At 41.8% G+C, this 11,849-nt stretch carries 13 protein-coding genes and 2 rRNA genes; 1 reads left to right on the top strand and 14 read right to left on the bottom strand.

Annotated elements, in window-relative coordinates; genetic code table 11:
* Nucleotides 1-15: 15 nt before the first annotated feature.
* Nucleotides 16-1,062: a recombinase RecA gene (gene recA / locus CWB72_RS15285; protein ID WP_130254550.1), complete on the bottom strand. Its 1,047-nt coding sequence runs from the start codon at nucleotides 1,060-1,062 to the stop codon at nucleotides 16-18.
* A 66-nt stretch (nucleotides 1,063-1,128) separates the two neighbouring features.
* A complete protein-coding gene (locus tag CWB72_RS15280; RefSeq protein WP_138633104.1) occupies nucleotides 1,129-1,620 on the bottom strand; it encodes a CinA family protein in 492 nt (163 codons plus the stop codon).
* Between the two features lie 22 nt (nucleotides 1,621-1,642).
* On the opposite strand from CWB72_RS15280, the gene mutS reads away from it, so the two are divergent.
* On the top strand, nucleotides 1,643-4,234 hold the full coding sequence (gene mutS, locus CWB72_RS15275) for a DNA mismatch repair protein MutS (RefSeq protein WP_138633101.1): 2,592 nt from the start codon (nucleotides 1,643-1,645) through the stop codon (nucleotides 4,232-4,234).
* 64 nt (nucleotides 4,235-4,298) lie between these two features.
* On the opposite strand, the gene rpoS is transcribed toward mutS, so the two are convergent.
* The 12 genes from rpoS to rrf (CWB72_RS15215) form a co-directional block, all read right to left on the bottom strand.
* A complete protein-coding gene (rpoS, locus tag CWB72_RS15270; RefSeq protein ID WP_138633098.1) occupies nucleotides 4,299-5,276 on the bottom strand; it encodes an RNA polymerase sigma factor RpoS in 978 nt (325 codons plus the stop codon).
* A 58-nt stretch (nucleotides 5,277-5,334) separates the two neighbouring features.
* The gene (locus CWB72_RS15265) at nucleotides 5,335-6,156 is read right to left on the bottom strand and encodes a peptidoglycan DD-metalloendopeptidase family protein (protein ID WP_138633095.1); all 822 of its coding nucleotides are present in this window, start codon (nucleotides 6,154-6,156) and stop codon (nucleotides 5,335-5,337) included.
* Between the two features lie 67 nt (nucleotides 6,157-6,223).
* Nucleotides 6,224-6,865: a protein-L-isoaspartate(D-aspartate) O-methyltransferase gene (locus CWB72_RS15260; protein WP_138633092.1), complete on the bottom strand. Its 642-nt coding sequence runs from the start codon at nucleotides 6,863-6,865 to the stop codon at nucleotides 6,224-6,226.
* Nucleotides 6,866-7,615 (bottom strand): 5'/3'-nucleotidase SurE, encoded by a 750-nt coding sequence (surE, locus tag CWB72_RS15255; protein WP_138633089.1) that lies wholly within the window; start codon nucleotides 7,613-7,615, stop codon nucleotides 6,866-6,868.
* Complete coding sequence (gene truD, locus CWB72_RS15250; RefSeq protein ID WP_138633086.1) at nucleotides 7,612-8,643, bottom strand: tRNA pseudouridine(13) synthase TruD; 1,032 nt, start codon at nucleotides 8,641-8,643, stop codon at nucleotides 7,612-7,614. Before truD ends, surE begins: the two co-directional genes overlap by 4 nt.
* Complete coding sequence (gene ispF, locus CWB72_RS15245; RefSeq protein WP_138633083.1) at nucleotides 8,640-9,116, bottom strand: 2-C-methyl-D-erythritol 2,4-cyclodiphosphate synthase; 477 nt, start codon at nucleotides 9,114-9,116, stop codon at nucleotides 8,640-8,642. The genes truD and ispF overlap by 4 nt, the downstream gene beginning before the upstream one ends.
* On the bottom strand, nucleotides 9,109-9,807 hold the full coding sequence (ispD, locus tag CWB72_RS15240) for a 2-C-methyl-D-erythritol 4-phosphate cytidylyltransferase (protein WP_130254542.1): 699 nt from the start codon (nucleotides 9,805-9,807) through the stop codon (nucleotides 9,109-9,111). Before ispD ends, ispF begins: the two co-directional genes overlap by 8 nt.
* A gap of 1 nt (nucleotide 9,808) precedes the next feature.
* Complete coding sequence (gene ftsB / locus CWB72_RS15235) at nucleotides 9,809-10,084, bottom strand: cell division protein FtsB (RefSeq protein ID WP_130254541.1); 276 nt, start codon at nucleotides 10,082-10,084, stop codon at nucleotides 9,809-9,811.
* Nucleotides 10,085-10,110: 26 nt separating this feature from the next.
* Nucleotides 10,111-10,731, bottom strand: a complete 621-nt coding sequence (locus CWB72_RS15230; protein WP_130254540.1) for a hypothetical protein — start codon at nucleotides 10,729-10,731, stop codon at nucleotides 10,111-10,113.
* Between the two features lie 49 nt (nucleotides 10,732-10,780).
* Nucleotides 10,781-11,260, bottom strand: a complete 480-nt coding sequence (locus CWB72_RS15225) for a DUF2947 family protein (protein WP_138633080.1) — start codon at nucleotides 11,258-11,260, stop codon at nucleotides 10,781-10,783.
* 142 nt (nucleotides 11,261-11,402) lie between these two features.
* Nucleotides 11,403-11,516 (bottom strand): 5S ribosomal RNA (rrf, locus tag CWB72_RS15220).
* Nucleotides 11,517-11,559: 43 nt separating this feature from the next.
* Nucleotides 11,560-11,673 (bottom strand): 5S ribosomal RNA (gene rrf / locus CWB72_RS15215).
* Between the last annotated feature and the right edge of the window lie 176 nt (nucleotides 11,674-11,849).

Raw genomic sequence — 11,849 nt, 5'->3', positions numbered from 1 at the left:
GAATTTAGTTGGCGGTTAAAGCTCTGCGCCTTCCGCTAGACCTTTATCTTCACCTTCTTCAGGCTGGATAGTCGCTTGAAGTAAAAGCATATCTCTTAGCTTGCCTTCAATCTCGTTAGCGATCTCAACGTTCTCTTTTAAGAATTTAATTGAGTTAGACTTACCTTGACCTACTTTGCTGCCGTTGTAGCTGTACCATGCACCTGATTTTTCAACCAGTTTGTGCTTCACACCTAGGTCAATTAATTCACCTTCTTTAGAGATACCTTGACCATACATGATAATAAATTCAGCTTGCTTAAATGGCGGTGCAACTTTGTTCTTAACAACTTTAACTCGTGTTTCGTTACCCACTACTTCATCGCCATCTTTCACTGAGCCAATACGACGAATATCAATACGTACTGATGAGTAGAACTTAAGCGCATTACCACCTGTCGTTGTTTCTGGGTTACCGAACATCACACCTATTTTCATACGAATTTGGTTGATGAAGATACAAAGCGTATTTGAACGTTTGATATTAGCAGTTAGCTTACGCAAAGCTTGTGACATTAGACGCGCTTGAAGACCAACGTGTGCATCACCCATATCACCTTCAATTTCAGCTTTAGGCGTTAGTGCTGCTACCGAGTCAACAATCACCACATCTACTGCACCTGAACGAACTAGCATGTCACAGATTTCTAATGCTTGCTCACCCGTGTCAGGCTGAGAAACAAGCAGCTCGTCAACATTAACACCCAGCTTTTCTGCATAGACTGGATCTAATGCATGCTCAGCATCAACGAATGCACATGTTTTACCTTGCTTTTGGGCTTCGGCAATAACTTGAAGAGTAAGCGTTGTTTTACCTGATGATTCAGGACCATAAATCTCGACAATACGACCAGTTGGTAAACCACCTATGCCTAATGCGATATCAATACCTAGTGAGCCAGTAGAAATTGCTTCAATGTCTAACGCTTGGCTATCACCTAGTTTCATGATTGAACCTTTACCAAATTGGCGTTCAATTTGTGATAACGCGGCATCTAGTGCCTTTTGTTTATTGTCGTTCATTTGCTTCTCCAATCTTGCGTAATGCCAGTAAGTATACTGTATGAAATTACAGTATCAAGCATATTTTTATGAATTTAATAGCTCAATTGATTTTTCTAAAGAAAAAACAATAGCTTGCTCTCTAACTTCTGCTCTATTTCCAGTAAAAACACAATGATAGGTATGCTGTTTTCCCGACAAAAATAGGCCAAACCATACAGTACCTACCGGTTTTTCATCACTGCCTCCTGTAGGCCCAGCGACTCCCGAAATTGCAATAGCAAGGTCTGCATTGGCAGCTTTTGCAGCGCCTGCACACATTTCTAACACGGTTTGTTCACTGACTGCACCGTGTTCCTGTAAGGTACTTTCAGTTACCCCCAGCAATACCTGCTTAGCTTCATTACTGTAGGTGACAAAGCAGCGGTCAATATATCGTGAACTGCCCGATGTATCGGTAAGCGCATAACTCACTCCTCCGCCTGTACATGATTCAGCGGTAGTGATCGTCAGTCGTTTATCAGCTAAAATAGCGCCCAACTTTGACGCTAGAGTACTCACTTGTTGCTGTAGCTCCATCATTATCCTTTTAGGTCATTGCATGTCGATAGATTTATATTCAGAACATACTATAAAACAACAAACTCCCATGATGCAGCAATATCTGCGGATCAAAGCAGATCATCAAGATATTTTACTGTTTTATCGCATGGGTGATTTTTATGAATTGTTCTTTGATGATGCGATTCGTGCCGCTCAACTGCTTGATATTTCACAAACCCATCGCGGTAAAGCGGGCGGCGCCCCTATACCAATGGCGGGTGTGCCTTATCATGCTGTAGAAAACTATCTTGCTCGCCTAGTGCAAATGGGTGAGTCAGTGGCGATTTGTGAGCAAGTTGGCGATCCTGCAACCAGCAAAGGGCCGGTTGAGCGAAAAGTGGTGCGTATTGTCACACCGGGTACGGTTAGTGATGAAGCTTTGTTACAAGAGCGTCAAGACAACTTACTTGCCAGCGTTTATCAAAATAAACAAGGCCGATACGGCGTCGCTTATCTTGATATTAACTCAGGCCGTTTTAACATTGTTGAACTAAACACCGATGAAGCATTGGTTTCGACGTTACAGCGCCTGCAGCCCGCAGAATTACTCTACCCGGAGTCATTCCAAAATCTATTTTTACTTGAGCAAGTCAAAGGCGGTCGTCGCCGCCCTGATTGGGAGTTTGATTTAGATACAGCTAAACATTTGCTTTGCCAGCAGTTCGGTACACAAGATCTAATCGGCTTTGGCGTTGAAAAAGCCCATACAGGCTTAATCGCTGCTGGCTGTGTGATGCAATATGTTAAAGATACACAACGCATTGCTCTGCCGCATATTCGTGCCATTACCCTTGAGAAAAACGAACATGCGGTGATCTTAGATGCGGCAACCCGTAAAAACTTAGAACTGACAGTCAATCTATCTGGCGGGATCGAAAACACCCTAGCACAAGTATTAGATAAAACCGCGACACCAATGGGCTCTCGTTTATTAAAGCGCCGTATCCATACACCGGTACGTGATCGCAACGAATTAAATGCCCGACTAAATGCCATTGCCAGCTTGATCAACAGCCAAATTTGTATGGAGCTCTATGACAGCTTAAGACATATTGGCGATATTGAACGTGTGGTCGCTCGTCTTGCACTATGTACTGCCCGTCCTCGCGATTTAACACGTTTACGCGGAGCCTTACAAGCCCTTGCACCGCTGCATGCTTTACTCGATGAAGCAGCCGATCCACGTATAAAGTTGATCTGTGATCAATCTCCTATATTACCTAAGTTACAGTCACTCTTAGAGCAAGCGATTATTGATAATCCGCCCGTACTGATCCGCGATGGTGGCGTAATTGCTACTGGCTATAACGCTGAACTTGATGAGTGGCGAGCACTGAGTCAAGGTGCCACAGATATTCTTGAAAAATTAGAAGTGCGTGAACGTGAGCGTACTGGAATAAGTACACTTAAGATTGGCTACAACAAGGTGCATGGCTTTTACATCGAAATCAGCCGTGCCAACTCTCACCTAGTACCACCTGAATATATTCGTCGCCAAACGCTTAAAAATAACGAGCGTTATATCATTCCTGAACTAAAAGAGCATGAAGACAAAGTATTAGGCAGTCAGAGCAAAGCCCTTGCACTTGAAAAACAATTGTACGAGCAGTTATTCGAATACATTGCGCCTTACCTAGAGCAACTACAATTAATGTCTGCAGCACTCGCTGACTTAGACGTATTAAATACCTTAGCTGAGCGAGCACAAACGCTCGATTACTGTAAACCAGAATTAACGCTAGAAAGTGGCATCGACATCATTGATGGTCGCCACCCAGTTGTTGAACATGTTAGTCAAGAGCCATTCATTGCCAACCCCGTGAAACTCAATGAGCAACGTAAAATGTTGATCATCACAGGTCCTAACATGGGCGGTAAATCGACTTATATGCGTCAAACTGCGCTTATCACTTTAATGGCACATATTGGCTCTTATGTACCAGCAAGTGAAGCGAGTATCGGCCACATAGACCGTATATTTACACGAATTGGCGCGAGTGATGATCTTGCTTCTGGTCGCTCAACCTTCATGGTTGAAATGACCGAGACCGCTACAATTCTAAACAATGCGACCGAAAACTCATTGGTGTTAATGGATGAAATCGGCCGTGGTACCAGCACCTACGATGGTTTATCTTTGGCCTATGCAACCGCCGACTACCTAGCGAGTAAGCTCAATGCTAAAACCCTCTTTGCGACACATTACTTTGAGCTAACGGAGCTTGCAGAGCAACAAACAGGGCTTGTAAACGTGCATTTAGATGCGGTAGAACACAACGATACGATTGCCTTTAAGCACACGGTATTAGATGGTGCTGCGAGTAAAAGTTTTGGTCTGCAGGTCGCAGGGCTCGCCGGTGTACCAAAACCAGTTCTAGCCATGGCGAAAGAGAAGTTAAAGCGCTTAGAGCAACATGAAAGTGTGATTGACGAACAAAAGCCAATCACTCAGTCACAAGGTCAGTTACCATTTGAGCCAGTTATGCAAGAATCTGAGGTTGAGCGACAACTGGCGCACATTGAACCTGATGATCTGACCCCCCGCCAGGCGCATGAGTTACTCTATAAATTAAAAGGCTTACTCAATTAATCAGTCAATTATAGGTAATAAAAAACCACTTCAATTGAAGTGGTTTTTTATTATTAAATTAAGCTTATTGCTGTTCAAACAAGCTATCAATATTTAAGCCTTCATGCTGCAGAATGTCTTTTAACCGCCTTAGAGCTTCGACTTGAATTTGTCTTACACGCTCGCGTGTTAAACCAATTTCTCTGCCTACATCTTCTAATGTTGAAGGTTCATATCCAAGTAAACCAAAACGTCTTGCTAACACTTCACGTTGCTTAGGGTTAAGCTCACCAAGCCAATCCACAATGTGCTTATTGATATCATTACTTTGTACTTCATTCTCAGGGCCATGACCCTTTTCATCAGCAATAATATCTAACAGCGCTTTATCATTCTCACCACCTATTGGGGTATCAACTGAGGTGATTTTTTCGTTCAGACGAAGCATTTTAGTGACATCTTCAACCGGGCGGTCTAAGCATTCAGCAATTTCTTCTGCTGTTGGCTCATGGTCTAGCTTTTGTGTCAGTTCACGAGCTGTCCTAAGGTAAACATTAAGTTCTTTAACAACATGAATTGGCAGGCGGATAGTACGAGTTTGGTTCATTATCGCACGTTCGATGGTTTGTCTTATCCACCACGTTGCATAAGTTGAAAATCGAAAGCCTCGTTCTGGGTCAAATTTTTCAACTGCTCTGATCAAGCCCAAATTGCCTTCTTCAATTAAATCTAACAGTGCTAGGCCACGATTATTGTAACGACGAGCAATTTTAACCACTAGTCTCAAGTTACTTTCGATCATACGTTTGCGAGAAGCCTCACAGCCTTTAAGTGCTTTTCGCGCGAAATATACTTCTTCTTCAGCACTTAATAGAGGGGAAAAACCAATTTCACCTAAATACAACTGAGTCGCATCTAAGTTTTTAACAGTTTCTTCTTTTGCAAAAACATCATCTTCCGTTTCGACATCTTCCAAAAGTTCCATTTTTTCGTCATCTAATACTGCTTCTTCAGCTTCTGCAGTAACTAGTTTCTTAGTCTCTTTCTTTGCTGTTTGAGCCATATCATCCTCCCAAGCGAGTGAGTGGTATTAATCCATCATACAGTCAGTAATAAAGCATTCAGGGTAAGTACTTCTTTGGATTTACCGCTTGACCTTTAAAGCGAATCTCAAACCTCAAAGCCGTTTGCGTTGCATCCGTATTTCCCATTTCGGCAATTTTCTGCCCAGCTTTAACTTTTTGCTGCTCCCGAACAAGTAGTCGATCGTTGTGAGCATAGGCACTTAGGTAATCATCACTGTGTTTCAGGATGATTAAATTACCATACCCTCTCAACGCGCTTCCTGCGTATACGACTGTCCCTGCTGCTGCCGCACTTACTGATGTTCCTAATTTGTTTTTGATCTGCAAGCCTTTATAACCTTGCTCTTTGTTAGAAAAGCGCTTGGTTATTTGCCCTTGGGCCGGCCATTGCCAATCAATTTTGCCATTCTTTTTCGATGCTGCTGTGTTTACTTTTTGAGTGGCTTGTTTTTGAACATACTCCCGTTGTTTTGGCTTCGCAAGATCTTTTTTTACCAAGTTGTTATTTTTTTGTTTCTTATCAATAGTCTTTGTTTTAACAACTTTGCTTGTAGTGCTTTTTTTATTGCGCGTTTTAGGTTTAGCTAGTACTAACTTTTGACCAGGAAAAATTGTGTATGGGGGGGTGATATTATTCAGGGCTGCGATCGTTCGAACGTCCCTATTGGCGGTAAAAGCGATGGCAAACAGCGTATCGCCTTTTTGCACCGTGTACCGATTATTCTTGATAATTATCTTTCGTGAAGACAAAGAATCAGCGTAAGTTAGTGAAGTAACAGGCGCAGGCTTGTGGGTTGATGAACACCCTGCAATGAACACAATTAGTAACAAAATAATGAACATGTTCACTGCTTGCATTCACTTACCCAGTAAAGTTGACGATTAATTTAATAAAAATAACAAGATAAGAAGAGGTTAAGCAAGATCATAGCGAAATTTCTCCTGCTATTAACGGGACAAAACGTACCGGTGCCATTTTATGCTCAATAAATTGCTCACCTTTTCGTACAACAAGCGTTAACACTTGCTCTTCTTCACCAATAGGAACCAATAATGCGCCATCATCATCAAGTTGTTCAAGTAAAGCTTGAGGTAGTGATTTTGCCGCTGCAGTGACAATAATCCCAGAAAACGGCCCTTTCGTTTGCCAACCTTGCCAACCATCGCCATGCTTCATAGAAACATTATATAAATCTAATTGATGTAAACGTCGCTTTGCTTGCCACTGAAGTGATTTAATTCGCTCAACGCTAAACACTTGCTCGAACACTTGTGCTAACACCGCGCTTTGGTAACCAGAGCCAGTGCCTATCTCAAGCACTTTTCCTTTCACACCAACTTGTCGCAAAATTTCTGTCATCTTTGCAACAATAAATGGTTGAGAAATAGTTTGCCCATTACCTATGGGCAATGCCGTATTTTCATAGGCTTTGTGTTTTAACACATCATCGATAAAAAGGTGTCGGGGGGTATCTTTGATTACCTGTAGCACCTTTTTATCTTGTACTCCCGATGCTTTTAATTGCTCAGCTAAAGCATCTGCACTGCGGGCATAATTGCCAAGCACTTAGTTAGCTCCTTCCAGCCAAGAAGACATTGCCTCGATACTCTCATGCGCTGTCATATCAACCTTAAGTGGTGTCACTGCAGCATAGCCTTGATTAACAGCATAGAAGTCAGTGCCTTCGCCTGCATCACTTTCAGAGCCAAGCGAGCCATACCAAAAAACACTTCGGCCCCAAGGATCAATTTGTTCAGTCATGGTGTCGGCTTTATGACGTGCGCCTAAACGCGTTACCTTAATCCCTTTTAACTCTGCTAAAGGAATATCTGGCACATTAATATTGATAATTTGATCTTTAGGAAGCGGATGAGAGCTTAATTGTTTGATTATTTGCACCACCACTTCAGCTGCGGTTTCGTAATGCGCCTCTTTTTTTGAGCAAAGAGAAACAGCAATTGCTGGCAACCCCAAATGACGCCCTTCTGTGGCAGCTGCGACAGTACCTGAATAAAGTGTATCATCACCCAAGTTAGCCCCATTGTTAATACCTGCCACAACTAGGTCTGGCTCTTCATCTAAAAGCTGGTTTACACCAAGATGAACACAATCTGTCGGTGTGCCATTTACTGAGTAAAAACCATTTTCTAATTGTGTTGCACGCAATGGATTTAACAACGTCAAAGAGTTACTTGCACCACTACAGTTTCTGTCTGGGGCAATAACGATCACATTGGCAATTTTGCTCAAGGCTTCATACAATACAGATATCCCTTTTGCATGAACTCCATCGTCGTTACTTAGTAAAATCTTCATCGTTCTTCCTTATTTGCAAATGCGCTTTTATTCACATCAACGTAATTAACTAGCTCTCTAAGTACTGCTGTGGCGAATGTCCCTTTAGGTAATGCAAAGCGTAATTCGATACTGTCTAACGACAAGGTTTTCACTTCTAGATCTATGGGGATCAATCTTAGAGCACGGCGCTCATTTTTTAATCCTAATTCGGCAAGGCCATGATGCCAAGCACTAAAGGCTTCAAGAAACTCTTTTTCTTGCGCAATTAACCCTTTTTCACCTTTACCGACCAGAGGCGCCGACAAGCAAATATCTCCAGAGGTTAACCTTGCGATGTTTTCATCGCTGATATCATCTTCAAAGAACGCATTAGAGCCGTCTAGCATAAAGATTTCTCTATGCCAGGTCTTAGCTAAGCCATGCTCTTTAACTCGCATACTCACAAGCTGATTGAAAATGTGCGAGCGCGCAGCAGAAATAACAAGACTACGTAACTTTCTATCGCGAATATGTTCACCCGCAAACATACGCTCAGCCATAGTAAGGTTATGACCATCATGACCAAAGCGTTGCTCGCCAAAGTAGTTTGGCACGCCCTGACGCACCGCATTAATGCGTGACAAAATATCTAACAGCTTATCAATGTTCCGTAAGGTGATCGTAAAGCGATTTCCAGAGTGACAACCTGTTCTAAGTTTTCGATTATGCCGCTTTTGCTGAGCAACAAAAATAAAGTCATCGTTTAGTTCTGTAAAATCAACGTCTTTCTTTATGGGGACAGGTACACTAAACCACTGACTGCAAACACCATGGCGATCTTTCAGTCCCGCATAGCTGACATTTTTTGCGTGTGTTCCAGCTTGTTTTGCGATTTTCTTAGCGACATCTAAGGTGTTTATCTGTTTTTTAATAATATGCAAACAGACATGTTCACCTTCGCCGGTCAGTTCGATATCCAGTATTTCATCTACAATGAAGTCTTCTGGCTGACTTTTAAAATCAGCGACTGCTTCAGGCTTGCCATACAGATAGTGCAATTCCATTATGCTTTAACCAATAACACAACTGCATGGGCTGAAATACCTTCTTTACGGCCTTCGAAACCCAGTTTTTCTGTCGTTGTAGCTTTCACATTTACCTGAGTCAGCTCTGCCCTACAATCAGCAGCTAGGTTGGCGCGCATGTTATCAATATGTGGTCTCATTTTTGGTGCTTGCGCAACAATAGTCACATCGCAGTTACCAAGCTTATAACCAAGCGCTGTAACCTGTTCCATCACTTGTCTGAGCAAAATTCGGCTGTCTATATTTTCAAACTCTGCAGACGTATCTGGAAAATGTTTACCAATGTCGCCAAGTGCCATTGCACCGAGTAAAGCATCACATAAAGCATGAATAGCAACATCACCATCAGAGTGCGCAATAAAGCCTTGCTCAAAAGGAATTTTCTCACCGCAGATCGTTAACGGGCCTTCACCACCGAATTTATGTACATCAAAACCGTGACCAATTCTAATCATTTTCTTCTTCCTGCTCTTTTAGTAAAAACGCGGCTAAGCGTAAATCTTCTGGCGTGGTAATTTTAATATTATCACTGCGCCCTTCAACGAGTAACACTGGCTTACCTTGCAGTTCCATGGCTGAAGCTTCATCCGTAATAAGTTTGGATTCTGATAAACAGGACTTCAGAGCATCTTTTAATGCCTGATAGGGAAATAACTGAGGTGTAAGTGCCTGCCATAAATCAGCACGAGGTACGGTCTCTTCGCTATATTGCTGCCCACGCTTAATCGTGTCTTTTACCTTAGCTGCAAGTATACCGCCTTCTTGCTTTTCAAAGCAGCTAGCAATCAAGTTTTGAATATCAACAATTTGCACTATTGGTCTTGCAGCATCATGTACTAAAACCCAATCTGGATTTAGCGTTTCAAGTGCATTTAGCGCGTTTAAAACTGAATCTGCTCGCTCTTTACCACCTTCAGTAGTTTGCACTTTGGTCGTACTAAATTGTTGAGTATGAAATAGTGTATCTTCAGGGTTAATCGCTAACATTATAGTGTTAAGCTCACCCATAGAGCTGAGCTTATTAACTGTGTGCTCTAAAATAGACTTATTATTTATTTTTAAATACTGCTTTGGGATCTCAGCTTGCATACGGCTGCCAACACCTGCAGCTGGTACAACAGCAGCAATAATAGGAGAATTATTCATGTTACTTATTCGGTAAGACTCTAATGAAGGTTTCATTTGGCTTGATCATACCAAGCTCATGTCTTGCTCTTTCTTCAACGCCTTCTAAACCAAGTTTAAGATCGTCAATATCTGCTTTTAATAGCTTATTTCGTTTAATTAATTTCTCATTCGCTACTTGATGCGTATCTACAACACTTTTCAAGCGCGTATAATCTTGCATACCATTATGGCCGAACCAAAATTTATACTGAAGAAATAGCGCAAGGCTAAGAAGTAGAAACTGAAATATACGCAAAACTGCACTTCCCAATAACAAATTAATCAAACATTACGTTTAATAGAACGAACATTTTTCCAATTGATCATACTGGCTAATAGCATCTCGCGCAAACTAAGCCTTCTTGGTGGCACTGCTTTATTAAATTGCCATTGGTGACCACAGCAGGCTGCTGTCATGACCTGTTTACTTGGCTTTAGCACTTGTAGATTAGGGTTGGATTGAGAGGCCCCTGAAAAGAAAAACCATCCGCTTAAGTTGCTATGAAAACTATTTTTGTCAACTTGATCAATACAATCTAAGATCAAGGATTGATAACCTGTATGCTCTTTTAGTACAGGAATAACCAACCCTGTTTTAGCATGTTTTTTATAAAATGAAGCGTTTTGCTCTAGATCTTGAGAAGGAAGTTTTTTTTGAGTTGCAAGCCAACCGCCATTTTGCGAATCTAATTCTAACGGAATATCACCTTGCACTATATGCCGTGCAGCGCGTTCTACATAGAAGGGCAAACTAGCCAACGACTTACGCAGTTTCTTCTCGTTATGAACAGCAGCAAGTGCTGGAATTTCTCTGGCGTAGAAAACATTTACCAGCTCAGCAAAAATTAACCGCTCTTTTTCATCGTTCCATAGCTGAGCTTGTTGCACACTCTGCACTGACATCCCCTTCTTCGGTTACTTCAGTTTTTATAGCATGTGCAACGTATTACTGCTAGCCCTTAGGTTTATTGCCCAGTTTTACATCACCATTTTCTAAGAACTGTGCAACTGTATCGCGCTTTTTACCAAGCAACAAACAGCCGTCAGCAAGAAACATAAAGTTTTGCCAACAACGTTTGAAAACATCAAACTGGGTTTCAATCACACAATCTCTATTTAAGCAAAAATAGACCGTTGTATTACTTTCCCACTTTAGAAATTCATTTATGCTCTCTGGTAGCTCTTCTAATCCCGCCTCCCAGTCTTTTTCCCAGTTCAAATTTTCTTGCCATGAATTCGCTTTCCCCGCCCATTCATTTTCAGTGAAAAAGTCCGGGTGATCTTTTTCTCGACTAACCATAGTAGACCAAAGCACAGCTGAACGTGTCGGAGACATCAGTTTAATCTTTTCAAGATCAGTCGGGGCTATTTCCAAGTCTTGATGCCTAAACACCCAAGCTTTTTTGAATTCATTAAGGGGAAGATAATTCATTGTGACCTTTTAATTTTGCTCGCTGTCTGGGGGATGAAATTATCACTATGTTTAGATGAAAAGTGAATGATAATTTTAGATTTTATTTCTAAGGCTAAAACGAAAAAACCCCAACTATATCGAGCTGGGGTCTAAATTTGGTGCCTAGCAATGTTCTACTTTCACATGGGAAGCCCACACTATCATCGACGCTGTTTCGTTTCACTTCTGAGTTCGGCATGGGGTCAGGTGGGTCCAAAACGCTATGATCACTAAGCAAATTCTTTGAATTTGTTTGTATTCTTATATTTAAAATTAGGCCCTGGCGATGTTCTACTTTCACATGGGAAGCCCACACTATCATCGACGCTGTTTCGTTTCACTTCTGAGTTCGGCATGGGGTCAGGTGGTTCCAAAACGCTATAGTCACCAGGAAATACTTTACGTGCAAAGGGTTAATGACAAGTGCGTAGCACTCATTTCCTTTGCGCAAGGTGAATCGATTTCGCGATATCGCTTATCTTGTCACTTTGCTTTAAATCTGGAAAAAATCTGATAATTCTAAAACTTCTACTTCAGTTCATATTAGCTTCTGCGCTAAAACCACTTT

This window comes from Pseudoalteromonas phenolica (genome assembly GCF_005886345.1).
Classification (GTDB): Bacteria; Pseudomonadota; Gammaproteobacteria; order Enterobacterales; family Alteromonadaceae; genus Pseudoalteromonas; species Pseudoalteromonas phenolica_A.
The sequence above is the reverse complement of the archived record's forward strand: the minus strand, read 5'-3'. Positions and strand labels throughout refer to the sequence as shown.

Bases quoted from the DNA above. Each gene is read 5' to 3' on its own strand.
- recA (WP_130254550.1), bottom strand. From the start codon at position 1,062: ATGAACGACAATAAACAAAAGGCACTAGATGCCGCGTTATCACAAATT.
- CWB72_RS15280 (WP_138633104.1), bottom strand. From the start codon at position 1,620: ATGGAGCTACAGCAACAAGTGAGTACTCTAGCGTCAAAGTTGGGCGCT.
- mutS (WP_138633101.1), top strand. From the start codon at position 1,643: ATGTCGATAGATTTATATTCAGAACATACTATAAAACAACAAACTCCC.
- rpoS (WP_138633098.1), bottom strand. From the start codon at position 5,276: ATGGCTCAAACAGCAAAGAAAGAGACTAAGAAACTAGTTACTGCAGAA.
- CWB72_RS15265 (WP_138633095.1), bottom strand. From the start codon at position 6,156: ATGCAAGCAGTGAACATGTTCATTATTTTGTTACTAATTGTGTTCATT.
- surE (WP_138633089.1), bottom strand. From the start codon at position 7,615: ATGAAGATTTTACTAAGTAACGACGATGGAGTTCATGCAAAAGGGATA.
- ispF (WP_138633083.1), bottom strand. From the start codon at position 9,116: ATGATTAGAATTGGTCACGGTTTTGATGTACATAAATTCGGTGGTGAA.
- ispD (WP_130254542.1), bottom strand. From the start codon at position 9,807: ATGAATAATTCTCCTATTATTGCTGCTGTTGTACCAGCTGCAGGTGTT.
- CWB72_RS15230 (WP_130254540.1), bottom strand. From the start codon at position 10,731: ATGTCAGTGCAGAGTGTGCAACAAGCTCAGCTATGGAACGATGAAAAA.
- CWB72_RS15225 (WP_138633080.1), bottom strand. From the start codon at position 11,260: ATGAATTATCTTCCCCTTAATGAATTCAAAAAAGCTTGGGTGTTTAGG.